The sequence below is a fragment of the Leclercia sp. LSNIH1 genome (assembly GCF_002902985.1).
Classification (GTDB): Bacteria; Pseudomonadota; Gammaproteobacteria; order Enterobacterales; family Enterobacteriaceae; genus Enterobacter.
Map to the genome: position 1 here is coordinate 1,846,113 of NZ_CP026167.1, position 25,790 is coordinate 1,871,902.

Sequence of the window (25,790 nt, forward strand, 5' to 3'; positions counted from 1 at the left end):
ATGGTTTACCTCAACTATGCTTAGCTAATGTTTTTTAAGGAGGTAAACCGTGAACATCATTGCCATTATGGGGCCGCACGGCGTCTTTTATAAAGACGAACCCATCAAGGAGCTGGAGCAGGCGCTGGCATCGCGCGGGTTTCAACTAATCTGGCCGCAGAACAGCGCCGATCTACTGAAGTTTATTGAACATAACCCCCGTATCTGCGGCGTCATCTTCGACTGGGACGAGTACGATATGGAGTTGTGCGGCGACATCAACCAACTCAATGAATACCTGCCGCTCTACGCCTTTATCAATACCCACTCCACGATGGATATCAGCGCCCAGGATATGCGCATGGCGCTGTGGTTCTTCGAGTACTCGCTGGGGGTGGCCGAGGATATCGCTACCCGCATTCAGCAATATACCGGCGAGTACCTCGATACCATAACCCCGCCGTTTACCCGCGCCCTTTTCACCTACGTAAAAGAGGGGAAGTACACCTTCTGTACCCCCGGTCATATGGCGGGAACCGCGTATCAGAAAAGCCCGGTGGGCTGTCTGTTCTATGACTTCTTTGGCGGGAACACCCTGAAGGCGGATGTGTCGATCTCGGTGACGGAGCTGGGATCGCTGCTGGATCATACCGGCCCGCATCTCGAAGCTGAAGAGTATATCGCCCGTACATTTGGTGCCGAGCAGAGCTATATGGTGACCAACGGTACCTCGACGTCGAACAAGATCGTTGGCATGTACGCCGCGCCGGGCGGCAGCACTTTACTGATCGACCGCAACTGCCATAAATCTCTGGCGCACCTGCTGATGATGAGTGACGTAGTGCCGCTCTGGCTGTCGCCGACCCGCAACGCGCTGGGCATTCTGGGCGGGATCCCGCGCCGGGAATTTTCTCATGCGGCAATAGAGCGCAAAGTGGCAGCCGTGCCGGGCGCAAGCTGGCCGGTTCACGCGGTGATCACCAACTCCACCTACGACGGCCTGCTGTACAACACCAACTGGGTGAAACAGACCCTCGATGTGCCCTCCATCCATTTTGATTCTGCCTGGGTCCCCTATACCAATTTCCATCCCATCTATGCCGGAAAGAGCGGGATGAGCGGTGAACGCCTGCCGGGTAAAGTGTTCTTCGAAACCCAGTCCACGCACAAAATGCTGGCTGCGTTTTCTCAGGCTTCGCTGATTCACATTAAGGGCGAGTACGATGAAGATACCTTCAACGAAGCCTTTATGATGCACACCACCACCTCGCCCAGCTATCCGCTGGTGGCCTCCATTGAAACTGCGGCAGCGATGCTGCGTGGTAATCCCGGTAAGCGCCTGATCAACCGCTCCGTTGAGCGCGCCCTGCACTTCCGCAAAGAGGTTCAGCGCCTTAAAGATGAAGCCGACGGCTGGTTCTTCGATATCTGGCAGCCGGACGACATTGACGAAGCTGAATGCTGGCCGGTGGCGCCGGGCGAGAGCTGGCATGGTTTCCGCGATGCCGATGAGGATCATATGTTCCTCGATCCGGTCAAAGTCACCATTCTGACGCCAGGTATGGACGAGCAGGGAGTGATGAGTGAAGAGGGGATCCCGGCGGCGCTGGTAGCGAAATTCCTCGACGAGCGCGGCGTGGTGGTCGAAAAAACCGGGCCGTACAATCTGCTTTTCCTGTTCAGTATCGGTATCGACAAAACCCGGGCGATGGGTTTGCTGCGCGGATTGATGGAGTTTAAGCGCGCCTACGATCTGAATTTGCGGGTCAAGAACATGCTGCCGGATCTCTATGCCGAAGATCCCGACTTCTACCGCAACATGCGTATTCAGGATCTGGCTAAAGGCATTCACAAGCTCATTCGTCAGCACGACTTGCCGCGACTGATGCTGCAGGCGTTTGATGTCCTGCCAGAAATGAAGCTCACCCCGCATCACGCCTGGCAGCGTCAGGTGAAGGGGGAGGTAGAGACGGTCGATCTGGAGGATCTGGTTGGCCGGGTGTCGGCCAATATGATCCTCCCTTATCCTCCTGGTGTGCCGCTGCTTATGCCCGGTGAGATGATCACCGAGAAGAGCAGGGCGGTTCTCGATTTCCTGTTAATGCTCTGCTCGATTGGCCGCCACTATCCCGGCTTTGAAACCGACATCCACGGTGCCAAACGGGATGAAAACGGCATCTACCGGGTACGGGTCTTAAAAGCGTCATGACCCCTTGCACGGCAAGGGGGTTCGGATATAACGTTCAGGCACACCAATAAGGAGAGGCTATGCTGGGTTTAAAGCAGGTTCATCACATTGCAATCATTGCCACCGACTATGCCGCCAGTAAGGCGTTTTACTGCGATACGCTGGGATTTACCCTGCAAAGTGAGTTTTACCGCGAAGAGCGTGATTCTTGGAAAGGCGACCTGGCGCTGAATGGTCAGTATGTCATTGAGCTCTTTTCGTTCCCCTTCCCGCCGGCGCGTCCGTCCCGGCCCGAAGCCTGCGGTTTACGTCATCTGGCGTTCAGTGTGGATGACATTGACCAGGCGGTAGAGCATCTTGAATCCCACGGTGTTAAGTGCGAAGCCATCCGTATCGATCCCTTCACCGGAAAGCGCTTCACCTTTTTCAACGATCCTGATGGCCTGCCGCTGGAGCTCTACCAGCAGTAACGCTTGCCTCGCCAGGGAATGCCCGGTAACGTGCCGGGCACCTTTCTGGATAAATGACGACGATGACCACAGCCGACCTTCAGCAAGCTCTTCACCCGTACCGCCGACTGCTGGTGGGCTTTAGCGGTGGCCTGGATTCCACGGTATTGCTGCATCAGCTAATGCTGTGGCGGGAACAGGAGCCGGACCTTGAGCTGCGCGCTATCCATATTCACCATGGCCTGAGCCCCCACGCCGACAGCTGGGTCGCCCATTGCCAGCACCTGTGCCAGCAGTGGAATATCCCGCTGATCGTGGCGCGGGTAACGCTGGCGGAGGAGGGGCTGGGGCTGGAGGCGCAGGCGCGTAAAGCGCGTTATGCCGCCTTTCGTGAGGCCCTGTTGCCGGATGAAGCGCTGGTCACGGCGCAACATCTGGACGATCAGTGTGAAACTTTTCTGCTGGCGCTAAAGCGCGGCAGTGGCCCGGCGGGGCTGTCGGCCATGCCCGCGCGGGCGCGTTTTGCCGGTACCGAACAAATTCGTCCCCTCATTGGTGAAACGCGAGACTCGCTGCTGGCCTGGGCGCAGCGTTGGGATCTGCGCTGGATTGAGGATGAAAGCAACCAGGACGACAGCTATGACCGCAATTTTTTGCGTCTGCGCGTCCTGCCGCTGCTGGCAGAGCGTTGGCCGCATTTTGCTCAGGCCACCTCCCGCAGCGCCACGCTGTGCGCGGAGCAGGAGCACCTGCTGGATGAACTGCTGGCAGACGAGCTTTCAACATTAGTCTCCCCAGACGGGGCGCTGGCTATCGCGCCGCTGCAGGCGATGAGTGCGGTACGCCGGGCCGCGTTGCTGCGCCGATGGCTGGCGCTGCACGGGGCGTTAATGCCGTCACGCGACATGCTTAATCGCATCTGGGATGAGGTGGTGCTGGCCCGGGAAGACGCGGCACCGCGGCTGCGTTCCGGCGAAGGTGAAATTCGTCGCTTTCGCGGTCAGCTGTGGTGGGTGAAAGTCCACGCCTCGCTGGCCGATCGGGTTATCGACTGGCCGTTGCTGGAGCGGCCCCTCTCTCTGCCGGAAGGGCTGGGTACGCTTCATCTCAAGACGGGGGGCGCTCTTCGACTGCCGCGGGCAGATGAGCCCGTGACGGTGCGCTTTCGCGCCAGCGGTACGCTGCACATTGTCGGGCGAAACGGCGGACGCAAGATCAAAAAAATCTGGCAGGAACTTAACGTTGCCCCCTGGCATCGGGACAGCACGCCGCTTCTATTTTACGGAGAAACGTTGGTGGCAGCGGCGGGGGTGTTTATAACGCATGAAGGGGCGGCTGAAGCGGAGCGGGGCGTAGAGCTGGAGTGGAAAACGTAACGGGCAGCAGGCTGCCCGTTACACGGGATCAGGACTCGCTCACCACAACGGTGCCGATTTCGGGATGACTGAAGCTGGCTATTTTATCGAGACGCAGTTCGCGCGTTGCGCCGCCTTCTTCCACAACCAGATACTCCACGTTCTTACGGGAAACCAGATCGTTCGCCCTGGCCTTCAGCACTTCGCCATCTTTTAACGCCAGCGTAAGAAGCAGGTGATGCTGGCAGGCGAGTTCGAGATTGTCGTAATCATCGCAGTTAATAGGTTGATAGGTATCATTCATTGACATAATCGCTCACCAGTAAATTCGCAGCAGCATATGCTGCTTTTTCTCTGACCGATTCTGAAAGCGTGTCATCCGACGCCATTTCATTCAGAACTTTCAATACACAGCCCAACGCATCGGGGATATACCCCAGATCGCCGCTGGCAATCTCCGCATACCGTTTGCGAATTAGCTCACAATAATTATCCACATCCCCTCCTGCCAGCGCACTGACTTTACTGTGAGATACCATTAAGCCTACGAAGATAAACTCGGTTTAGCAAGGTGACTATACCATACTCATTTAAGCAATATCAGCAGGTTGATGTCGCAGACATTCTCAAGCCTGTAACAGCCTTTTGGCGGAGATTTCGCTACAATGCGCACCTGATTCGAAAGGAGTTCTCTCATGGCGCTTAAAGCGACAATTTACAAAGCCGCGGTCAATGTGGCGGATTTAGACCGCAATCAGTTTCTGGATGCGACCTTGACGCTGGCGCGTCATCCCTCCGAAACGCAAGAGCGCATGATGCTGCGCCTGCTGGCGTGGATTAAGTACGCCAATGAGCGCCTGCAATTTACCCGCGGGTTAAGCGCGGAAGACGAGCCGGAAGCCTGGCTGCTCAACGATCATCTGGGTATCGATCTCTGGATTGAGCTGGGCCTGCCGGATGAGCGTCGCATCAAGAAAGCCTGCACGCAATCTGCTGAAGTGGCGCTCTTTACCTACAACAGCCGCGCAGCGGAGATCTGGTGGCAGCAGAACAAGAATAAGTGCGCCCAGTTTGCCAACCTGTCTGTCTGGTATCTGGATGATGATCAACTGGCTAAGCTGAGCGCATTTGCCGGTCGAACCATGATTCTGCAGGCAACCATTCAGGATGGCGCCATCTGGCTGTCGGATGCTGAGAATAATCTGGAAATTCATCCGGAAGCCTGGCAGTCCCGTTCATGATCGTAGTCTCCCGAACCGTCGCCCTGCCCGATCATGAAGTGGAGATCACCGCGATCCGCGCCCAGGGAGCAGGGGGCCAGCATGTGAACAAAACCTCAACGGCTATTCATCTGCGCTTTGACATTCGGGCATCCAGCTTGCCAGAGTATTATAAAGAGCGCCTGCTCGCCGCCAGCCATCATCTGATCACCTCTGACGGCATCATTATTATCAAGGCGCAGGAGTACCGCAGCCAGGAGATGAACCGGGAAGCCGCGCTTGCCCGGCTGGTGGCGGTAATACAAGAGTTAACGGCAGTGCAAAAAAGCCGGCGGGCAACCCGCCCGACACGCGCATCGAAAGAGCGCCGTCTGGCTTCTAAATCACAAAAATCGACCGTCAAAGCACTGCGTGGCAAAGTTCGAGGCCCCCAGGATTAACGGGGAGCAGGCGGGTTGAGAAAAGGAATCTGATGTGAAAACAGCAATATTTTCAGTGGTGGCTGCAGGCGCGCTGGCCATCCTGATGGGATGTCATAACCGGGCAGAGGTGCAGGCGCTGGAGCCAGCCCATGAAGAGGCGCTAAAACCGATGCAGCAGAGCTGGCGGGGCGTTTTACCCTGCGCCGACTGCGAAGGTATCGAAACCTCACTGTTTCTGGAAAAAGATGGCACCTGGGTAATGAACCAACATTATCAGGGGACAAAGGCACCTTCCTCTTTCGCCAGCTACGGCAGTTGGGCGCGAACAGCGGATAAGCTGGTACTGACGGACACGCAGGGCGAAAAGCACTATTTCCGGGCGAAAGGCGAAGGGCTGGAGATGCTCGATCGGGAAGGAAATCCGATCGAGTCGCAGTTTAACTACACCCTGGCGCCCGTTAATGCTGCCCTGCCATCAACGCCAATGGCGATGCGCGGCATGTATTTCTATATGGCTGATGCGGCGAGCTTCACCGACTGTGCCACCGGCAAAAAGGTGAGCGTAGCGAATAACGCGCAGCTGGAGCGGGATTACGCGGCGGCGCGCGGAAATGATACTAAACCGGTGCTGCTCACCGTGAACGGGCATTTTACTCTTGAGGCCAACCCGGACAGTGGTCAAAGCGTTAAAACGCTGATAGTCGATAAAGATGCAGCCTTCCAGGCTGGCAAAGATTGTCAGTCTCGTTGAGAAGCTGGGCCGGAGGGGGTTGCCGGCCCAATTATCAGGGCCTGAGTCCTACAAAGCGACGCGTTTTGATGTAAATTCCGGGTTTGAGATGGCCAATGTACCGTAGCTCTGTTTCAGGTTTATAGGTGGAAATATCGCCTTCACGCATATGCATCAAATCGGCAGGGCTTATCCAGCCCGATTCTGCCATCGTCAGCGGGTGACCCGCCTTCAGGAAGGCATCGCTAACAAATTCCGAACAAAACCACGCCTTTTTTTCATCTTCGCTTGTTCTGCTTAATTGCGCAGTGGCAAAGCCGCTAACGCACTGCTGGCGAAAAGTTTCTGAGAAGGGATTCAGCGAACATAATTGTTTTGTCACCATGAAGGGAACAAACTCAATTATTCCCCGATAGTTATAGCGGCTATGTTGCGCCTGCTCAGCAAATACTCTGATGGTTGCCGCTTGCTCGGGTGTCAGGTTGGGCACCCTTAAAGCGAATAATTTGTCGCTGTGCTGCATGGCATCTTCCAGGCTTATAATTTGCACCCCGTTGCCTGTCGCTTCTGCCACATCATGATTGCCGAGATAAACTGCAACGTGACTGACGGACGAGGTACTGAGCAGGCGAATGCCAAGGGACGTAATCCCGATGCTGGATGAGAAGAGAAGATCGCCAGCTTTAAGCTCTTTTTCGGTGATTTCGAGCAGCTTTTTTTCTGAAAGAGAACTCTGGCGCTGCAGTTTGATTGCCCATTTTTTCGACTGAGCCTCTACCGCATTTGCTGCGCTTTCCTGTCTGCTTACATCAAGCGTACAGCCGGAAAATAAAAAGAGAGAGGGAACGAGCAGGCGATGCAACGCCCTGTGCATTTTCATATCTTTTACAATCCTTGTAAAAAAGAGGCCCTGAAAATCAGGGCCTCTTACGACATCAACCTTTGATGTTTTTGATTAAATACTCAAGCACGTCACCGGTTTTAATCATCTGCTTCTCACCGTTACGACGATACTTATACTCGATTTCGTCATTATCGAGGTTACGATCGCCGATCACGATGGTGTGCGGAATGCCGATCAGTTCCATATCCGCAAACATCACGCCTGGGCGCTCTTTACGATCGTCCATCAGCACTTCGATACCCTGCGCACGCAGCTCGCTGTAGAGTTTTTCCGCCAGCTCCTGCACACGGTAGGACTTATGCATGTTCATCGGCAGGATCGCCACCTGGAACGGAGCGATGTTGTCCGGCCAGACAATGCCACGCTCGTCGTAGTTCTGCTCGATAGCGGCAGCAACCACACGGGTTACACCAATACCGTAGCAGCCCATGGTCAGGACCTGGTTGCGGCCATCTTCACCCTGAACGGCGGCGTTCAGCGCGCGGGAGTATTTATCACCCAGCTGGAAGATATGACCGACTTCGATACCGCGTTTGATCATCAGGGTGCCGTTGCCGTCCGGGCTTGGATCGCCTGCCACCACGTTACGAATATCCGCCACTTCTGGCGTCGCGACGTCGCGATCCCAGTTAATGCCGAAATAGTGTTTGCCGTCGATGTTCGCGCCAGCGGAGAAGTCGCTCATCGCGGCGACCGTGCGGTCAACCACAACAGGAACAGGCATATTCACCGGACCCAGAGAACCAGGACCCGCGTTGACGACGGCGCGGATTTCCGCTTCCGTTGCGAAGGTTAACGGGCTTGCAACCTGTGGCAGCTTCTCGGCTTTCACTTCGTTCAACTCGTGATCGCCACGGACCAGCAGAGCAACCAGCGGGTAGGCGCTGCCTTCGGTGGATTTCACCAGCAGGGTTTTGACCGTTTTTTCGATCGGCAGATTGAACTGCTCAACCAGCTCGGCGATGGTTTTCGCGTTTGGTGTATCAACCAGCTTCATCTCTTCGGTTGCCGCAGCACGTGGCGCTTTTGGCGCCAGAGCTTCTGCAAACTCAATGTTCGCGGCGTAATCAGAGGAGTCAGAGAAGATCACATCGTCTTCACCGCTCTGTGCCAGTACCTGGAACTCATGGGATGCGCTACCGCCGATAGAACCGGTATCAGCCTGAACGGCGCGGAAATCCAGCCCCATGCGGGAGAAGATTTTGCTGTACGCTTCGTACATCTTGTCATAGGTCTCCTGCAGCGATTCCTGAGAAGTGTGGAAAGAGTAAGCATCTTTCATCAGGAATTCGCGAGAGCGCATGACGCCAAAACGTGGACGCACTTCATCACGGAATTTGGTCTGGATCTGGAAGAAGTTCAGCGGCAGCTGCTTGTATGAGCTCAGCTCGTTGCGGATCAGATCGGTAATGACCTCTTCATGCGTTGGGCCGAGAACGAATGGACGATCGCCACGATCGGCAATACGCAGCAGTTCCGGACCATACTGCTCCCAGCGACCACTCTCCTGCCACAGTTCAGAGGGCTGAACTACCGGCATTAACACCTCGATAGCACCGGCGTTATTCATCTCTTCACGCACGATGTTTTCGACTTTTTTCAGGACGCGCACGCCGGTCGGCAACCAGGTGTATAACCCGGAGGCCAGCTTGCGGATCATCCCGGCGCGCAGCATCAGCTGGTGGCTGATCACCTCGGCGTCGGCAGGTGTCTCCTTCAGAGTGGAGAGCAGATATTGGCTAGTACGCATGTTGTTACGGTTCCATTTCGAAGAGTGGAACAGGCTGACCGGCAGCCTGACACAAAAAAAGTGGTTTAGTTTACCAGTGTGGCAAAGATGCCAAAAGAGAAGAGGATAAAATTACTGCGGCTCGAGGGCAAACACTTCAAAGCCCGCCGCGGTAACGCGCCAGCGAACGTTAAAATCCAGCAACAGGACGGCGTAGGTTTTCCCTGCCTCTTCCTCTTTACGGTAGGCCGGACGGGGATCCTGGGCCAGCACGTCGATGATAAATTCCCGCAGTCGAGGATAGCGCTTCTCCAGCTGGATCAACTGGGGGGTGAGCGCATCGGTAAACCAGACCGGCGTATCTGCCTGGGGGGCCTGCTGGGCGTAGCTGGCACGCGCATCCGGCAAGGCTTCTGCAAAGGGCAGGTAAGGTTTGATATCCACTACGGGCGTACCGTCCACCAGATCCAGGCTGCCAAGCTCCAGAATCACCTGATCCTTCTGGCAGCGAATGCCTTTCAGTTCGATGAGCGACATACCGACAGGGTTTGGACGAAAGGTCGAGCGCGTGGCAAACACTCCCATTCGGGCGTTACCGCCGAGACGAGGTGGGCGCACGGTAGGGCGCCAGCCGCCAGCCATGGTCTGATGAAAGATAAACAGCACCCACAGGTGGCTGAACGCTTCCAGTCCGCGCACGGCATCGGCCTGATTATAGGGCGCGAGCAAGTGAAGTTCGCCGCTACAGCTTTTCACCAGACCAGGCTGGCGTGGCACGGCAAACTTCTCTTTATAGGGTGAGCGAATAACGCCTATCTGCTCGAACTGGAATGCACTCATTTCGCCGAGACGTTAAGGGCAGAACCTACGCAAACGGCCTGACGATAGCAGCCAGGTGTGCCGCTGGTAACTTCGCAGCTGTGCAGCAGAACCGCATTGGCCTTCATTTTAGAGGCATTGATCTGCATGCGTTTACGCGCAGTAGGGATATTTGGAGGAGAATCCTGGTTGGTGGCCTGGCAAGATTCGCCCGAGACTTCACCCAGATCGCGGAACGGTTTACCCACTAAATCTTCAGCCTTGGTATAGATTCTGACCGGCGCAGGACGTGGTGCTTTTGGCTTTTCAGGCTCCACTTTCGGCGGGGTTGCTGTGCTTTTAACAGGTTCAACAGGAGATCTGCTTAGCATAGAACAACCGCTCAGCATCAGTGCTAAAAGACAGATCGGTAAAGCACGCATATTGTTTCCTCAATGAATAATCAAATCGTCAGATATTGAATCAGTTGCCTGCATAAATGACAAGACGGGCTTACGCCCGTCCTGAATGATATTACACAAAGGTAAGATTACCAGCCTTTAACTGCACCACCGTTAAAGACTTTGTTTGCTTCCTGGTAAACTTCATCAGACTGGTAAGCCTGGACGAACTTCTTCACGTTTTCCGCATCTTTGTTATCTTCGCGGGTAACGATCAGGTTAACGTACGGAGAGTCTTTATCTTCCACGAAGATACCGTCTTTCGCTGGCGTCAGGTTAATCTGGCTGGCGTAAGTGGTGTTGATAACCGCCAGGGCGATCTGCGCATCATCCAGAGAACGTGGCAGCTGTGGCGCTTCCAGCTCAACAATTTTCAGGTTTTTTGGATTCTCGGTCACGTCCAGAACGGTCGGCAGCAGGCCAACACCATCTTTCAGTTTAATCAGACCCACTTTCTGCAGCAGCAGCAGGGAACGGCCAAGGTTGGTTGGATCGTTAGGTACTGCTACCTGAGAACCGTCCTGCAGTTCTTCTAATGATTTGATTTTTTTGGAGTAGCCCGCGATTGGGTAAACGAAAGTATTGCCCACCGCAACCAGCTTGTAGCCACGATCTTTGATCTGCTGATCCAGGTACGGTTTGTGCTGGAAGGCGTTAGCATCGATATCGCCTTTGCTCAGCGCTTCGTTAGGCAGTACATAATCGTTAAACGTCACCAGCTCCACGTCCAGGCCATACTTCTCTTTCGCCACTTTCGCTGCCGTCTCTGCAACCTGCTGCTCCGCACCGACGATAACACCCACTTTGATGTGGTTTGGATCTTTTTCGTCCTGGCCACAACCTACCAGTGCCAGAGAGCCGATCAGCGCGCCTACCGCAGCAAAGGTCTTAAATTTAAACGCCATGTTTTTATCCTTAACTCGTCGAGTTTGTGTTGTGTAACGTTATTTGTGCGTAACAGCCCGGACGATGCGATCGCCAGAGAATTGAATGAGATAAACCAGTACAACCAGCAGAACCAGCACGGTATTCATAACGGTAGCATTGTAGCCAATGTAACCATACTGATAGCCGATCTGTCCCAGACCGCCGGCGCCTACCGCACCACCCATCGCTGAGTAACCCACCAGAGTAATGAGCGTGATGGTGGCCGCGTTGACCAGACCTGGTAATGCTTCTGGCAGTAAGACCTTGCGAACGATCTGCATCGGCGTCGCACCCATGGCGCGGGACGCTTCAATCAGGCCCGATGGGATCTCTAACAGCGCGTTCTCAACCATACGGGCGATAAACGGTGCCGCGCCCACGGTCAGGGGGACGATGGCAGCCTGCAGGCCAATGGACGTGCCCACAATAACGCGAGTGAAGGGGATCATCCATACCAACAGAATGATGAAGGGAATGGAACGGAAGATGTTCACCAGCGCGGAGAGCGTGCGGTAAAGTTTTGCGTTCTCAATTATCTGGCCCGGACGGGTAACGTACAGCAGCACGCCCACCGGCAGACCAATGACAAAACCGAAGAAGCCCGATACGAAGGTCATCGCCAGCGTTTCCCATACGCCGCGTGCCAGCAACCACATCATTGCCTCAGACATAACCCAGTACCTCAACTTTTACATGATGCTCTTGCAGCCAGGCGATCGCCGCCTGCGTATCTTCTTGCGTACCGTGCATTTCAGTCAGCATGATGCCGAACTTCACGCCACCGGCGTAATCCATCTGCGCGCTAATAATGTTGTTGTTCACATTGAAGCGGCGGGCAGTTTCTGACAGCAGCGGGGCATCCACTGACTTGCCGGTAAACTCCATCCGCAGCATTGGAACGCTGTTTGCTTCTGGTTGTGCCTTTAAACGTGCCAGATAGTCTTCCGGAATATCCAGATGCAGCGTGGCCTGAATAAACTGCTGCGCCAGTGGGGTTTTCGGATGCGAGAACACTTCGCTGACGGTGTCTTGTTCAATCAGTTCACCCTGGCTTATCACCGCCACACAGTCGCAGATGCGCTTAACCACATCCATCTCGTGCGTAATAAGGAGGATGGTCAGCCCCAGGCGACGGTTAATGTCCTTTAAGAGCTCCAGAATCGAGCGGGTCGTTGCCGGATCCAGGGCGCTGGTGGCTTCGTCACAGAGCAATACTTTAGGATTACTGGCCAGCGCACGCGCAATCGCCACGCGCTGTTTTTGTCCGCCGGACAAGTTGGCCGGGAAGGTGTCGTGCTTCTCGCTCAGACCGACCAGATCCAGCAGTTCGGTGACGCGACGTTTGATTTCGTCTTTGGGCGTGTTATCCAGCTCCAGCGGCAGGGCAACGTTGCCAAACACGGTGCGCGAAGAGAGCAGGTTAAAGTGCTGGAAGATCATGCCAATCTGGCGGCGGGCTTTAGTCAGTTCTGCTTCTGAAAGCGTAGTCAGTTCCGTACCATCAACCTGAACGTGGCCTTCAGTCGGGCGTTCAAGCAGGTTAACGCAACGAATGAGCGTACTTTTACCTGCACCTGAGGCGCCAATGACGCCATAAATCTGTCCAGCCGGAACATGCAGGCTAACGTTGTTCAACGCCTGAATGGTACGGTTCCCTTGCTGGAACACTTTGGTGATATTCGAAAGTTTAATCATTAGATTATTTTTATCGTATGTAAGTTAGCCGTGGCATTTTCTGCTGCCTGATACGGGCGATGACCGTCAACAAAACGGATGTTAAGGCATCCAGACGTCTAAATCAATCCAACTCTGCGCGATGAGCACTTTCTTGCGCAGTGAAACATGAGATACTACGCAGACATCCCTATTCAGGAGCAAACCGGTGGCAAAATCAGTACCCGCAATTTTTCTCGATCGTGACGGCACAATTAATGTCGATCATGGTTATGTGCATGAGATAGACGAATTTGAATTCATCGATGGCGTTATTGAAGCCATGCGTGAATTAAAAGAGATGGGATTTGCGCTGGTGGTCGTCACCAACCAGTCAGGTATCGCGCGCGGTAAATTCACCGAAGCACAGTTTGAGACCTTAACGGAATGGATGGACTGGTCACTGGCGGATCGCGGCGTTGATCTGGACGGTATCTATTATTGTCCGCATCACCCACAGGGGACCGTAGACGAGTATCGCCAGACCTGTGATTGCCGAAAACCACACCCGGGTATGCTCACTTCCGCACAAGAGTTCCTTCATATAGATATGAGCGCTTCATATATGGTGGGCGATAAACTGGAAGATATGCAGGCAGCTGCCGCGGCAGGCGTGGGTCATAAAATTCTGGTGCGTACTGGCAAGCCTGTCACGCCTGAAGCGGAAAATGCAGCGGATTGCGTGATTAACAGCCTGGCAGTGCTGCCGGAAACCATCAAAAAGCAGCAAAAATAGGCGTTGTGGCGAAAAGGTGAGCGGTTGAAATAAAATTGTCTTTTTCCGCTTGTCAGCGCCGAAGAACTCCCTATAATGCGCCTCCATCGACACGGCAGATGTGAATCACTTCACACAAACAGCCGGGCCGGTTGAGGAGAAAAGCGAAAATAATCGCTTGACTCTGAAAGAGGAAAGCGTAATATACGCCACCTCGCAACGGTGAGCGAAAGCCGCGTTGCACTGCTCTTTAACAATTTATCAGACAATCTGTGTGGGCACTCAAAGTGACATGGATTCTTAACGTCCTCGGACGAAAAATGAATACCAAGTCTCTGAGTGAACACGTAATTCATTACGAAGTTTAATTCACGAGCATCAAACTTAAATTGAAGAGTTTGATCATGGCTCAGATTGAACGCTGGCGGCAGGCCTAACACATGCAAGTCGAACGGTAGCACAGAGAGCTTGCTCTCGGGTGACGAGTGGCGGACGGGTGAGTAATGTCTGGGAAACTGCCTGATGGAGGGGGATAACTACTGGAAACGGTAGCTAATACCGCATAATGTCGCAAGACCAAAGAGGGGGACCTTCGGGCCTCTTGCCATCGGATGTGCCCAGATGGGATTAGCTAGTAGGTGGGGTAATGGCTCACCTAGGCGACGATCCCTAGCTGGTCTGAGAGGATGACCAGCCACACTGGAACTGAGACACGGTCCAGACTCCTACGGGAGGCAGCAGTGGGGAATATTGCACAATGGGCGCAAGCCTGATGCAGCCATGCCGCGTGTATGAAGAAGGCCTTCGGGTTGTAAAGTACTTTCAGCGAGGAGGAAGGCATTGTGGTTAATAACCACAGTGATTGACGTTACTCGCAGAAGAAGCACCGGCTAACTCCGTGCCAGCAGCCGCGGTAATACGGAGGGTGCAAGCGTTAATCGGAATTACTGGGCGTAAAGCGCACGCAGGCGGTCTGTTAAGTCAGATGTGAAATCCCCGGGCTCAACCTGGGAACTGCATTTGAAACTGGCAGGCTTGAGTCTTGTAGAGGGGGGTAGAATTCCAGGTGTAGCGGTGAAATGCGTAGAGATCTGGAGGAATACCGGTGGCGAAGGCGGCCCCCTGGACAAAGACTGACGCTCAGGTGCGAAAGCGTGGGGAGCAAACAGGATTAGATACCCTGGTAGTCCACGCCGTAAACGATGTCGACTTGGAGGTTGTGCCCTTGAGGCGTGGCTTCCGGAGCTAACGCGTTAAGTCGACCGCCTGGGGAGTACGGCCGCAAGGTTAAAACTCAAATGAATTGACGGGGGCCCGCACAAGCGGTGGAGCATGTGGTTTAATTCGATGCAACGCGAAGAACCTTACCTACTCTTGACATCCAGAGAACTTGCCAGAGATGGCTTGGTGCCTTCGGGAACTCTGAGACAGGTGCTGCATGGCTGTCGTCAGCTCGTGTTGTGAAATGTTGGGTTAAGTCCCGCAACGAGCGCAACCCTTATCCTTTGTTGCCAGCGGTTAGGCCGGGAACTCAAAGGAGACTGCCAGTGATAAACTGGAGGAAGGTGGGGATGACGTCAAGTCATCATGGCCCTTACGAGTAGGGCTACACACGTGCTACAATGGCGCATACAAAGAGAAGCGACCTCGCGAGAGCAAGCGGACCTCATAAAGTGCGTCGTAGTCCGGATTGGAGTCTGCAACTCGACTCCATGAAGTCGGAATCGCTAGTAATCGTAGATCAGAATGCTACGGTGAATACGTTCCCGGGCCTTGTACACACCGCCCGTCACACCATGGGAGTGGGTTGCAAAAGAAGTAGGTAGCTTAACCTTCGGGAGGGCGCTTACCACTTTGTGATTCATGACTGGGGTGAAGTCGTAACAAGGTAACCGTAGGGGAACCTGCGGTTGGATCACCTCCTTACCTTAAAGAACCTGCCTTTGCAGTGCTCACACAGATTGTCTGATGAAAATTAGCAGTAAAAAATCTCTGCAGGCTTGTAGCTCAGGTGGTTAGAGCGCACCCCTGATAAGGGTGAGGTCGGTGGTTCAAGTCCACTCAGGCCTACCAAATTTGCAACGCAAATTGGAAGAGATTGACCACGATGGGGCTATAGCTCAGCTGGGAGAGCGCCTGCCTTGCACGCAGGAGGTCTGCGGTTCGATCCCGCATAGCTCCACCATCTTTACTGCGAAAACCTGAAAACTTCAGAGTGTACCTGCAAGGGTGCGCTGCGAAGTTTTGCTCTTTAAAAATCTGGATCAAGCTGAAAATTGAAACGACACACTGTGTCTGTTCTCCGTAATAAGAACAGATAAAGGTGTGTTCGAGTCTCTCAAATTTTCACAACACGAAGTGAAACAGCTTCGGGTTGTGAGGTTAAGCGACTAAGCGTACACGGTGGATGCCCTGGCAGTCAGAGGCGATGAAGGACGTGCTAATCTGCGAAAAGCGCCGGCGAGGTGATATGAACCCTTGACCCGGCGATGTCCGAATGGGGAAACCCAGTGCAATTCGTTGCACTATCGTTAGCTGAATACATAGGCTAACGAGGCGAACCGGGGGAACTGAAACATCTAAGTACCCCGAGGAAAAGAAATCAACCGAGATTCCCCCAGTAGCGGCGAGCGAACGGGGAGCAGCCCGGAGTCTGAATCAGCTTGTGTGTTAGTGGAAGCGTCTGGAAAGTCGCAGGGTACAGGGTGATACTCCCGTACACGAAAGCACACATGCTGTGAACTCGAAGAGTAGGGCGGGACACGTGGTATCCTGTCTGAATATGGGGGGACCATCCTCCAAGGCTAAATACTCCTGACTGACCGATAGTGAACCAGTACCGTGAGGGAAAGGCGAAAAGAACCCCGGCGAGGGGAGTGAAAAAGAACCTGAAACCGTGTACGTACAAGCAGTGGGAGCACCTTCGGGTGTGACTGCGTACCTTTTGTATAATGGGTCAGCGACTTATATTCTGTAGCAAGGTTAACCGTATAGGGGAGCCGAAGGGAAACCGAGTCTTAACTGGGCGTTAAGTTGCAGGGTATAGACCCGAAACCCGGTGATCTAGCCATGGGCAGGTTGAAGGTTGGGTAACACTAACTGGAGGACCGAACCGACTAATGTTGAAAAATTAGCGGATGACCTGTGGCTGGGGGTGAAAGGCCAATCAAACCGGGAGATAGCTGGTTCTCCCCGAAAGCTATTTAGGTAGCGCCTCGTGAACTCATCCTCGGGGGTAGAGCACTGTTTCGGCTAGGGGGCCATCCCGGCTTACCAACCCGATGCAAACTGCGAATACCGGGGAATGTTATCACGGGAGACACACGGCGGGTGCTAACGTCCGTCGTGAAGAGGGAAACAACCCAGACCGCCAGCTAAGGTCCCAAAGTCATGGTTAAGTGGGAAACGATGTGGGAAGGCACAGACAGCCAGGATGTTGGCTTAGAAGCAGCCATCATTTAAAGAAAGCGTAATAGCTCACTGGTCGAGTCGGCCTGCGCGGAAGATGTAACGGGGCTAAACCATGCACCGAAGCTGCGGCAGCGACACTATGTGTTGTTGGGTAGGGGAGCGTTCTGTAAGCCTGCGAAGGTGTGCTGTGAGGCATGCTGGAGGTATCAGAAGTGCGAATGCTGACATAAGTAACGATAAAGCGGGTGAAAAGCCCGCTCGCCGGAAGACCAAGGGTTCCTGTCCAACGTTAATCGGGGCAGGGTGAGTCGACCCCTAAGGCGAGGCCGAAAGGCGTAGTCGATGGGAAACAGGTTAATATTCCTGTACTCGGTGTTACTGCGAAGGGGGGACGGAGAAGGCTATGTTGGCCGGGCGACGGTTGTCCCGGTTTAAGCATGTAGGCGGAGGTTCCAGGTAAATCCGGTACCTTATTAACGCTGAGGTGTGATGACGAGGCACTACGGTGCTGAAGCAACAAATGCCCTGCTTCCAGGAAAAGCCTCTAAGCATCAGGTAACACCAAATCGTACCCCAAACCGACACAGGTGGTCAGGTAGAGAATACCAAGGCGCTTGAGAGAACTCGGGTGAAGGAACTAGGCAAAATGGTGCCGTAACTTCGGGAGAAGGCACGCTGATATGTAGGTGAAGCCCCTGCGGGTGGAGCTGAAATCAGTCGAAGATACCAGCTGGCTGCAACTGTTTATTAAAAACACAGCACTGTGCAAACACGAAAGTGGACGTATACGGTGTGACGCCTGCCCGGTGCCGGAAGGTTAATTGATGGGGTCAGCGGCAACGCGAAGCTCTTGATCGAAGCCCCGGTAAACGGCGGCCGTAACTATAACGGTCCTAAGGTAGCGAAATTCCTTGTCGGGTAAGTTCCGACCTGCACGAATGGCGTAATGATGGCCAGGCTGTCTCCACCCGAGACTCAGTGAAATTGAAATCGCTGTGAAGATGCAGTGTACCCGCGGCAAGACGGAAAGACCCCGTGAACCTTTACTATAGCTTGACACTGAACACTGGTCCTTGATGTGTAGGATAGGTGGGAGGCTTTGAAGCGTGGACGCCAGTCTGCGTGGAGCCGTCCTTGAAATACCACCCTTTAATGGCTGGTGTTCTAACGTAGACCCGTTACCCGGGTTGCGGACAGTGTCTGGTGGGTAGTTTGACTGGGGCGGTCTCCTCCTAAAGAGTAACGGAGGAGCACGAAGGTCAGCTAATCCTGGTCGGACATCAGGAGGTTAGTGCAATGGCATAAGCTGGCTTGACTGCGAGAGTGACGGCTCGAGCAGGTGCGAAAGCAGGTCATAGTGATCCGGTGGTTCTGAATGGAAGGGCCATCGCTCAACGGATAAAAGGTACTCCGGGGATAACAGGCTGATACCGCCCAAGAGTTCATATCGACGGCGGTGTTTGGCACCTCGATGTCGGCTCATCACATCCTGGGGCTGAAGTAGGTCCCAAGGGTATGGCTGTTCGCCATTTAAAGTGGTACGCGAGCTGGGTTTAGAACGTCGTGAGACAGTTCGGTCCCTATCTGCCGTGGGCGCTGGAGAATTGAGGGGGGCTGCTCCTAGTACGAGAGGACCGGAGTGGACGCATCACTGGTGTTCGGGTTGTCATGCCAATGGCACTGCCCGGTAGCTAAATGCGGAAGAGATAAGTGCTGAAAGCATCTAAGCACGAAACTTGCCCCGAGATGAGTTCTCCCTGAGCCTTTAAGGCTCCTGAAGGAACGTTGAAGACGACGACGTTGATAGGCCGGGTGTGTAAGCGCAGCGATGCGTTGAGCTAACCGGTACTAATGAACCGTGAGGCTTAACCTTACAACGCCGAAGCTGTTTCGGTGGGTTTGAGAAAATTTTCAGCATTGATTCAGAGTTAAGTACACAATAGTTTGCGCAGCAGCAAGGCGGCAAGCGAAGGAAAGAAAGGAGCATACTGAAGTATGTGACTGACTTTACGAGCGCAGCCAACGCGGCTGATGCGATAAAGTATTGCGTACAGAGCACCAAGAATTTGCCTGGCGGCTGTAGCGCGGTGGTCCCACCTGACCCCATGCCGAACTCAGAAGTGAAACGCCGTAGCGCCGATGGTAGTGTGGGGTCTCCCCATGCGAGAGTAGGGAACTGCCAGGCATCAAATTACGTAATAAACCAGAACCATATCTGGTAATTACAAAAAATACGGTGGAGCGGTAGTTCAGTCGGTTAGAATACCTGCCTGTCACGCAGGGGGTCGCGGGTTCGAGTCCCGTCCGTTCCGCCACTTATTAAGAAGCCCTGAGCTCACGCTCAGGGCTTTTTTCTTGCCTGCTGTTTGATTATTGCTGTAAACGCAAAAATCCTCTGCTTAATACGATCTTTTTTCACATATCCCCGCCAGAGATAATCCTCTTTATTAACAAACATGATGAAGAAAAGAGGAATTTCATGTCTATCCCTGCATTCGGTCTTGGCACTTTCCGCCTGAAAGACGACGTTGTTATCGCATCCGTTAAAACTGCCCTCGAACTGGGTTATCGCACGATTGATACCGCCCAAATCTACGACAACGAAGCCGCTGTGGGTCAGGCGATCGCAGAGAGCGGCGTACCGCGTAACGAACTTTTTATTACCACCAAGATCTGGATTGAGAACCTCAGCAAAGAGAAATTAATCCCAAGCCTGAAAGAGAGCCTGAAAAAGCTGCGCACCGATTATGTGGATCTGACCCTGATTCACTGGCCATCGCCGAACGATGCGGTGTCCGTTGAAGAATTCATGCAGGCTTTGCTGGAAGCTAAAACGCAGGGACTGACGCGCGAAATTGGTATCTCCAACTTCACTATCCCGTTGATGGAAAGGGCAGTTGCCGCAGTTGGCGCAGAAAATATCGCCACCAATCAGATCGAACTATCCCCTTATCTGCAAAACCGGCAGGTGGTGGAGTGGGCGAAGCAGCATGGCATCCATATCACTTCTTACATGACGCTGGCTTACGGTAAGGCTCTGAAAGACGAAACCATTCTGCGCATTGCTACCAGGCATAATGCCACCGCAGCACAGGTTATCCTGGCATGGGCGATGGGCGAAGGTTATGCAGTGATCCCGTCTTCAACCAAGCGTGAAAACCTGGCGAGCAATCTGCTGGCACAGGATCTGAAGCTGGATCTGGATGATAAAAAAGCGATCGCGGCGCTCGACTGCAACGATCGTCTGGTTAGCCCGGAAGGTCTGGCGCCGAAGTGGGACTAATCTAGCCCGCCCTCTGTACCCTGAACCCTCTCACAGCTCCTTCGGGAGCTGTTTTACATGCTCGCTCAGAAAATCAATAAAGGCCCGGATGCGGGTGCTTACCGCTCTGTCACTGTAATAAACCGCACTGAAGGGCATCTCTACCGGCAGGCGCTTGTCTGCCATCAGCTCGACTAACTCCCCCCGCGCAATCTCTTTATCAATCATATAATCCGACAGGCAGGCAATCCCATTTCCTTCAAGGCATAACTGTTTGAGCGTCTCGCCGCTGTTGGATGATAAACCGCAAACCACTTCATGCAGCTGGCCATCATGGCAGGCGAGAGGCCATGTATTAAGGGATACCGGCTCCGTAAAGCCCAGGCAGAGATGCTGCTTCAGTTCCTCTATCGTCTCAGGCTTGCCGAAGCGGGCAATATAGGCCGGGGAGGCGATGATTTTGCGATAACTGGTGAACAGAGGGCGTGCCCGCAGGCTGGAATCGGTCAGCGTCCCCGCGCGGATCGCCACATCCACCTTGCGCTCAATCAGGTTGATAAACGTTTCTGAAGAAACCAGAGAGAGCGTCATTTCCGGATAACGTTCGCGGAAAGGTTTAATTAAAGGCATCAGGAAATGCAGCACCACGGGCGTCGCCGCATCGATACGCAGAAGCCCGCGTGGCGTGCTGCGCGTCTCCATGATCTCTGTTTCTGCGGCGGCCATCTCCTGCAGAATAGACTGCACGCGGCGAAAATAGCGTTCGCCTTCTTCGGTCAGGCTCAGTTGCCGGGTCGTCCGGTTAAGCAGGCTGACGCCCAGCTTCATCTCCAGCTTTTTTACCGATCGGCTGACGGCTGAATTAGCCTGTCCCAGCTGTTCTGCGGCACGGCTAAAACTGCCGCTCTCAACGACTGCGACAAATATCGCCAGCTCGTCAGACGTTGCTTTCATTGTTGCTTTATCCGCAAAATTGTATTGATACTTTGAGCATTTTTGTTATTTAAACACTGGCGCATACTCCGTGTCATCTTTATCCTGATGAGACGGAGTTATTTATGCCTCTGGCGCTACTTGCCCTGACGATCAGTGCCTTTGCAATCGGCACGACTGAATTTGTTATTGTAGGTCTGGTTCCTACCATTGCTGACCAACTTGCCATCTCGCTGCCTTCGGCGGGTTTACTGGTCTCTATCTATGCCCTCGGTGTGGCTATCGGCGCACCGGTACTGACCGCACTCACAGGCCGTCTGCCGCGTAAACAGCTGCTGATGGCGTTGATGGTGCTGTTTACCGCAGGCAACATCCTTGCCTGGCAGGCACCTGATTATACAACCCTGGTCATTGCCCGCCTCCTGACGGGGCTGGCTCATGGTGTCTTCTTCTCCATCGGCTCGACAATTGCGACGAGCCTGGTGCCGAAAGAGAAAGCGGCCTCTGCTATTGCCATTATGTTTGGCGGTTTAACCGTAGCCCTGGTGACAGGTGTACCGCTGGGCACCTTTATTGGGCAACATTTTGGCTGGCGTGAAACCTTCCCCGCGGTCTCTCTGCTGGGCGTGATTGCGCTGATTAGCAGTCTGGTGCTGATCCCGTCCACTATTCCGGGACGCGCGGCAGCGACGCTGCGCGATCAGCTGAAAGGGCTGACTCATCCTCGTCTGCTGATGATCTATGCCATTACGGCGCTGGGCTATGGCGGTGTGTTTACCGCATTTACCTTCCTGGCGCCAATGATGCAGGATCTGGCAGGGTTCTCACCGAGCGCAGTAAGCTGGATCCTGCTGGGCTATGGCGTTTCGGTGGCGATCGGCAATATCTGGGGCGGAAAGCTGGCCGATAAGCATGGCGCAGTCCCGGCGCTGAAAATTATCTTTGCTGCCCTGGTAGTGCTTTTACTGGTCTTCCAGTTCACCGCTTCCATACAGTATGCCGCGCTGGGTACGGTACTGGTAATGGGGATCTTCGCCTTCGGTAACGTACCGGGTTTACAGGTCTATGTCGTGCAGAAAGCCGAACACTATACACCCAACGCCGTGGATGTTGCTTCCGGTCTTAATATCGCCGCGTTTAATGTCGGTATCGCCCTGGGTTCCATTATTGGTGGGCAGACGGTCGAGCATTTTGGTCTGTCGCAAACGCCGTGGATTGGGGCGGTCATTGTTCTCGTGGCGTTTCTGTTGATTGGCCTGAGTGGTCGTCTGGATAAGCCCGCGCGCGTTACTCTCGGATAACTTTATGTAAGTACTTACCGACAAAACAGCTCAGCGGAATCTGAGTAACTCAGTAGTTTCTTAGTAATAGCGTTGAAAGTGTGAGCTGAAAACCCTATAACATTAGAACCCGCTCCTGTTTCTGGACGGGTTCAAGTTGATAGGGGTCGTTTCACACCGTGCGAAAAAATACCTATGCCATGCGTTATGTTGCCGGACAGCCAGCGGAGCGAATTTTACCTCCGGGGTCGTTTGCGAGCATTGGCCAGGCATTGCCTGCGGGTGCGCCTTTAAGCAGCGACGAAAAAATTCGGGTGCTGGTATGGAATATCTTTAAACAGCAACGCGCCGAATGGTTATCCGTCCTGCAGAATTTTGGTAAAGATGCTCATCTGGTGCTGCTGCAGGAGGCGCAAACCACACCTGAACTGGTCAGGTTTGCGACCACTAACTATCTCGCTGCTGACCAGGTGCCGGCATTTGTCTTACCCCAGCATCCGTCAGGGGTGATGACGCTCTCTGCCGCTCATCCCGTCTATTGCTGCCCACTGCGCGAGCGCGAACCGCTTCTGCGCCTGGCGAAATCCGCCCTGGTCACCGTGTATCCGCTGCCGGATACCCGGCTGCTGATGGTGGTCAATATCCACGCGGTTAACTTCAGCCTTGGCGTGGATGTCTACAGCAAGCAGCTGCTGCCTATCGGCGATCAGATTGCCCATCACAGCGGCCCGGTGGTTATGGCTGGCGATTTCAATGCCTGGAGCCGTCCGCGAATGAATGCGCTTTATCGCTTTGCGCGTGAGATGTCGCTGCGCGAAGTACGTTTTACCGATGACCAGCGGCGCAAGGCCTTTGGTCGTCCGCTCGATTTTGTCTTCTATCGTGGTCTGAACGTGAGTGAAGCCTCTGTGCTGGTCACTCGCGCATCCGATCACAATCCGCTACTCGTTGAATTCAGTCCCGGCAAACCTGAGAGATAGAGGTGCGTCAGGTCTGCCGTGGGGCAGGCCTGTACGGGTGCTGCCCTTTATTTTTCATCAACCGAAGGACAGCAAAATGACAACACAGTCCCATCATGACAACGTAGAAAAACAGTTTGGCTCTCAGGCTAAGGCCTACCTCACCAGCGCGGTTCACGCATCCGGGCGCGATTTGCAGCGTCTGGCTGAACGTCTGGCTGATTTTCCGAAAGCCAGCATCCTTGATTTAGGCTGCGGGGCAGGTCATGCCAGCTTTGTGGCAGCGCAGCAGGTGGCTCAGGTGACGGCATATGACTTATCCAGCCAGATGCTGGAGGTGGTTGCCGCCGCAGCCAGCGAGAAGGGGCTGAATAATATTGCCACCCGTCAGGGCTATGCAGAATCATTACCCTTTGATGATGAAATGTTTGATATTGTGATCAGCCGCTACTCGGCGCACCACTGGCATGACGTCGGCCAGGCGTTGCGCGAAGTTAAGCGGGTGCTGAAGCCGGGTGGGCTGGTTATCATCATGGATATCATGTCGCCGGGTCATCCGGTACGTGATATCTGGTTACAGACGGTGGAAGCGTTGCGGGATACCTCGCATGTCCGGAACTACTCCAGCGGCGAGTGGTTGTCCATGTTCACCGATGCCGGGCTGATTGCACAATCGCTGCAGACTGACAGATTAAGGCTGGAGTTTTCTTCGTGGATTGCGCGTATGCGCACACCAGAGATGTTGAGCCAGGCGATCCGGCTGTATCAGGATAGTGCCTCGGCCGAGGTCAAAGCCTACTTTGAGCTGCAGGAAGAGGGCTCCTTTACCAGCGATACCCTCCTGGCTGAAGCCCAAAAGGCGGGATAAACAAAAAAGGCACCGAGGGGAATCGGTGCCTTTTTACATCAGGTCTCTGAAATCAGGAATCCGGTGTGGCGTTGTTTTTTACAAACAACGTTATCCGGTCGCCAGGCTGCAGATTATCCGTATCGCTGTTCCAGCGCATCACATCTTTGATGTTTACGCCGTGACGCTTGGCAATACTGGAAAGCGAATCGCCTTTTTGTACGCGATAGGTAATGCTATCGCTATTATTGGCGAGACGCTGCGCGCTGTTACCCGCGCCAATCGTCAGGTTCTGACCCACTTTCAGGGTAGAGCCACGCAGCTTGTTCCACTGCTGCAGATCTTTCGTGCTCACGCCAAGACGTGAAGCAATGCCTGAAAGCGTATCGCCTGTACGTACCCGATAGCTACGGCTATTTAACGGTGTGTTATCCGCAATCAGCGTAGACTGAACCGCTGCAATCTCACCCGACGCTAACGATACCCGTAACTGTTCAGCGTGTTTCTGCGGCACCAGAACGTATTTTGGTCCGCTGGTACCTAACGTAGAGCCCTTCACACCTGCGTTGAAGGCTTTCAGTTTGGTCACCGAGATACCTGCCATATCCGCAACCTGTTTCAGTTCAACAGGGTTGTTGATACGCACTTTCGCCAGCGCACGACTTTCGTCGGAGGTTGGCAGCTGCACGCCGTACTGTTTGCTGTTTTTGAAGATTTCACTCAAAGCCAGCATTTTAGGTACGTATAATTTGGTTTCCCGTGGCAGTGGAAGCGACCAAAAGTCGGTAGGTTTACCCCGTGCTTTATTCGCTTTCATTGCCTTCAGTACACGACCCTCACCGCTGTTGTACGCAGCGACAGTCAGCAGCCAGTCACCGTCGAACATCTTGTTCAGACGTTGCATCATATCGAGAGCGGCAGTCGTCGAGGCGACCACATCACGACGCGCATCGTAGTTGCGGGTCTGTTTTAAACCATAATTGCGCCCTGTGCTCGGTATGATCTGCCAAAGACCTGCGGCCTTGGCGCCAGACGTTGCGTGTGGGTCAAAAGCGCTCTCCACTATGGGTAGTAGTACCAGTTCCATGGGCATGTTACGTTTCTTAACTTGCCCTGCTATCCAGTACATATACGGCTCTGCCCGTAAAGTTACATCGTGGAGATAGCTCTTATTGCTTAAATACTTCTGTTTCTGTTCGCGAATCCGGCTGTTTTCCGGAATTCCCATCTTTAGCTCGTCACCAATAGAGACCCACAAGTCTTGATCCTGTGCGAAGGACGTCCCATCGTCTGCCCATCGCGATTGACTTGTGAACTTCCCTGCTTCCCCTTGACCAGCTGCAGAAAGGCTCTGTGCGTGCTGTTGTACGTTGCCAGTGTTCTGTGACGACTGGCAACCCACAAGCAGGACAGAGGCGAGTAATATCGCTTTTGCCTTCATGTGTGTGTCAATAGTTGCTTAAAAGACGAGCGATGATAACGACGAATAGTTAAAAAGGCAACATGCA

21 protein-coding genes, 3 tRNA genes, 3 rRNA genes and 1 pseudogene are annotated in these 25,790 nt (G+C 53.9%); 17 read left to right on the plus strand and 11 right to left on the minus strand.

Annotated features, from left to right (window positions below; genetic code table 11):
- Window positions 1–49: 49 nt before the first annotated feature.
- The 3 genes from C2U54_RS09170 (at window position 50) to tilS (ending at window position 3,992) form a co-directional block, all read left to right on the plus strand.
- Window positions 50–2,188, plus strand: a complete 2,139-nt coding sequence (locus tag C2U54_RS09170; protein ID WP_103178347.1) for a lysine decarboxylase LdcC — start codon at window positions 50–52, stop codon at window positions 2,186–2,188.
- 59 nt (window positions 2,189–2,247) lie between these two features.
- The gene (locus tag C2U54_RS09175; RefSeq protein WP_103178348.1) at window positions 2,248–2,637 is read left to right on the plus strand and encodes a VOC family protein; all 390 of its coding nucleotides are present in this window, start codon (window positions 2,248–2,250) and stop codon (window positions 2,635–2,637) included.
- A 62-nt stretch (window positions 2,638–2,699) separates the two neighbouring features.
- Entirely contained in the window at window positions 2,700–3,992 is a 1,293-nt protein-coding gene (gene tilS / locus C2U54_RS09180) for a tRNA lysidine(34) synthetase TilS (protein ID WP_103178349.1), read from the plus strand.
- A gap of 28 nt (window positions 3,993–4,020) precedes the next feature.
- Here the strand turns inward: tilS and rof are convergent, their stop codons facing one another.
- Together rof and C2U54_RS09190 are read right to left on the minus strand one after the other, a co-directional pair.
- Window positions 4,021–4,281: a Rho-binding antiterminator gene (rof, locus tag C2U54_RS09185; RefSeq protein WP_103178350.1), complete on the minus strand. Its 261-nt coding sequence runs from the start codon at window positions 4,279–4,281 to the stop codon at window positions 4,021–4,023.
- Complete coding sequence (locus C2U54_RS09190) at window positions 4,268–4,468, minus strand: YaeP family protein (protein ID WP_103178351.1); 201 nt, start codon at window positions 4,466–4,468, stop codon at window positions 4,268–4,270. Before C2U54_RS09190 ends, rof begins: the two co-directional genes overlap by 14 nt.
- A gap of 198 nt (window positions 4,469–4,666) precedes the next feature.
- Here C2U54_RS09190 and C2U54_RS09195 point away from each other — a divergent pair, with 198 nt between their 5' ends.
- From C2U54_RS09195 to nlpE, 3 genes are read left to right on the plus strand one after another with little or no spacing between them, the layout of a single operon-like run.
- Window positions 4,667–5,212, plus strand: coding sequence for a YaeQ family protein (locus C2U54_RS09195; protein WP_103178352.1), 546 nt, complete (start codon window positions 4,667–4,669; stop codon window positions 5,210–5,212).
- Window positions 5,209–5,631, plus strand: coding sequence for an alternative ribosome rescue aminoacyl-tRNA hydrolase ArfB (gene arfB / locus C2U54_RS09200; RefSeq protein WP_103178353.1), 423 nt, complete (start codon window positions 5,209–5,211; stop codon window positions 5,629–5,631). The genes C2U54_RS09195 and arfB overlap by 4 nt, the downstream gene beginning before the upstream one ends.
- 34 nt (window positions 5,632–5,665) lie before the next feature.
- A complete protein-coding gene (nlpE, locus tag C2U54_RS09205) occupies window positions 5,666–6,364 on the plus strand; it encodes an envelope stress response activation lipoprotein NlpE (RefSeq protein ID WP_103178354.1) in 699 nt (232 codons plus the stop codon).
- 34 nt (window positions 6,365–6,398) lie between these two features.
- On the opposite strand, the gene C2U54_RS09210 is transcribed toward nlpE, so the two are convergent.
- The 7 genes from C2U54_RS09210 to metN form a co-directional block, all read right to left on the minus strand.
- The gene (locus C2U54_RS09210) at window positions 6,399–7,223 is read right to left on the minus strand and encodes a YaeF family permuted papain-like enzyme (RefSeq protein WP_103178355.1); all 825 of its coding nucleotides are present in this window, start codon (window positions 7,221–7,223) and stop codon (window positions 6,399–6,401) included.
- Between the two features lie 55 nt (window positions 7,224–7,278).
- Window positions 7,279–8,997 (minus strand): proline--tRNA ligase, encoded by a 1,719-nt coding sequence (gene proS, locus C2U54_RS09215; RefSeq protein WP_103178356.1) that lies wholly within the window; start codon window positions 8,995–8,997, stop codon window positions 7,279–7,281.
- A 111-nt stretch (window positions 8,998–9,108) separates the two neighbouring features.
- Window positions 9,109–9,816 carry a tRNA (N6-threonylcarbamoyladenosine(37)-N6)-methyltransferase TrmO gene (gene tsaA / locus C2U54_RS09220; protein ID WP_103178357.1) on the minus strand — a complete coding sequence of 236 codons (708 nt, stop codon included), beginning with the start codon at window positions 9,814–9,816 and terminating at the stop codon, window positions 9,109–9,111.
- Window positions 9,813–10,217 (minus strand): Rcs stress response system protein RcsF, encoded by a 405-nt coding sequence (gene rcsF, locus C2U54_RS09225; protein ID WP_103178358.1) that lies wholly within the window; start codon window positions 10,215–10,217, stop codon window positions 9,813–9,815. Before rcsF ends, tsaA begins: the two co-directional genes overlap by 4 nt.
- A 107-nt stretch (window positions 10,218–10,324) precedes the next feature.
- On the minus strand, window positions 10,325–11,140 hold the full coding sequence (gene metQ / locus C2U54_RS09230; protein WP_039030286.1) for a methionine ABC transporter substrate-binding lipoprotein MetQ: 816 nt from the start codon (window positions 11,138–11,140) through the stop codon (window positions 10,325–10,327).
- Between the two features lie 39 nt (window positions 11,141–11,179).
- Window positions 11,180–11,833: a methionine ABC transporter permease MetI gene (locus C2U54_RS09235; protein WP_039030285.1), complete on the minus strand. Its 654-nt coding sequence runs from the start codon at window positions 11,831–11,833 to the stop codon at window positions 11,180–11,182.
- Window positions 11,826–12,857, minus strand: a complete 1,032-nt coding sequence (metN, locus tag C2U54_RS09240) for a methionine ABC transporter ATP-binding protein MetN (RefSeq protein WP_103178359.1) — start codon at window positions 12,855–12,857, stop codon at window positions 11,826–11,828. The genes C2U54_RS09235 and metN overlap by 8 nt, the downstream gene beginning before the upstream one ends.
- A 187-nt stretch (window positions 12,858–13,044) precedes the next feature.
- Here metN and gmhB point away from each other — a divergent pair, with 187 nt between their 5' ends.
- From gmhB to dkgB, 8 genes are all read left to right on the plus strand, one after another.
- A complete protein-coding gene (gene gmhB, locus C2U54_RS09245; protein WP_103178360.1) occupies window positions 13,045–13,611 on the plus strand; it encodes a D-glycero-beta-D-manno-heptose 1,7-bisphosphate 7-phosphatase in 567 nt (188 codons plus the stop codon).
- A 365-nt stretch (window positions 13,612–13,976) separates the two neighbouring features.
- Window positions 13,977–15,516, plus strand: a 16S ribosomal RNA gene (locus C2U54_RS09250).
- 70 nt (window positions 15,517–15,586) lie between these two features.
- Window positions 15,587–15,663, plus strand: a tRNA-Ile gene (locus C2U54_RS09255).
- A gap of 36 nt (window positions 15,664–15,699) precedes the next feature.
- A tRNA-Ala gene (locus tag C2U54_RS09260) sits at window positions 15,700–15,775 on the plus strand.
- A 195-nt stretch (window positions 15,776–15,970) separates the two neighbouring features.
- A 23S ribosomal RNA gene (locus tag C2U54_RS09265) occupies window positions 15,971–18,874 on the plus strand.
- Window positions 18,875–19,070: 196 nt separating this feature from the next.
- A 5S ribosomal RNA gene (gene rrf, locus C2U54_RS09270) occupies window positions 19,071–19,186 on the plus strand.
- Together the 16S, 23S and 5S rRNA genes with 3 tRNA genes alongside form the textbook arrangement of a ribosomal RNA operon.
- 53 nt (window positions 19,187–19,239) lie before the next feature.
- Window positions 19,240–19,316 (plus strand) — tRNA-Asp (locus tag C2U54_RS09275).
- A gap of 164 nt (window positions 19,317–19,480) precedes the next feature.
- Window positions 19,481–20,284: a 2,5-didehydrogluconate reductase DkgB gene (gene dkgB / locus C2U54_RS09280; RefSeq protein WP_103178361.1), complete on the plus strand. Its 804-nt coding sequence runs from the start codon at window positions 19,481–19,483 to the stop codon at window positions 20,282–20,284.
- Between the two features lies 1 nt (window position 20,285).
- Here the strand turns inward: dkgB and yafC are convergent.
- A pseudogene (gene yafC, locus C2U54_RS09285) lies at window positions 20,286–21,217 on the minus strand (DNA-binding transcriptional regulator YafC).
- 104 nt (window positions 21,218–21,321) lie between these two features.
- Between yafC and C2U54_RS09290 the strand changes: the two are divergent.
- The 3 genes from C2U54_RS09290 (at window position 21,322) to C2U54_RS09300 (ending at window position 24,303) form a co-directional block, all read left to right on the plus strand.
- Window positions 21,322–22,497, plus strand: a complete 1,176-nt coding sequence (locus C2U54_RS09290; protein ID WP_103178363.1) for an MFS transporter — start codon at window positions 21,322–21,324, stop codon at window positions 22,495–22,497.
- 158 nt (window positions 22,498–22,655) lie between these two features.
- Window positions 22,656–23,456 carry an endonuclease/exonuclease/phosphatase family protein gene (locus C2U54_RS09295; RefSeq protein ID WP_039032074.1) on the plus strand — a complete coding sequence of 267 codons (801 nt, stop codon included), beginning with the start codon at window positions 22,656–22,658 and terminating at the stop codon, window positions 23,454–23,456.
- A 76-nt stretch (window positions 23,457–23,532) separates the two neighbouring features.
- Window positions 23,533–24,303 carry a class I SAM-dependent methyltransferase gene (locus tag C2U54_RS09300; RefSeq protein ID WP_103178364.1) on the plus strand — a complete coding sequence of 257 codons (771 nt, stop codon included), beginning with the start codon at window positions 23,533–23,535 and terminating at the stop codon, window positions 24,301–24,303.
- Window positions 24,304–24,355: 52 nt separating this feature from the next.
- Here the strand turns inward: C2U54_RS09300 and mltD are convergent, their stop codons facing one another.
- Window positions 24,356–25,723 (minus strand): murein transglycosylase D, encoded by a 1,368-nt coding sequence (mltD, locus tag C2U54_RS09305; RefSeq protein WP_103178365.1) that lies wholly within the window; start codon window positions 25,721–25,723, stop codon window positions 24,356–24,358.
- Window positions 25,724–25,790: the final 67 nt, after the last annotated feature.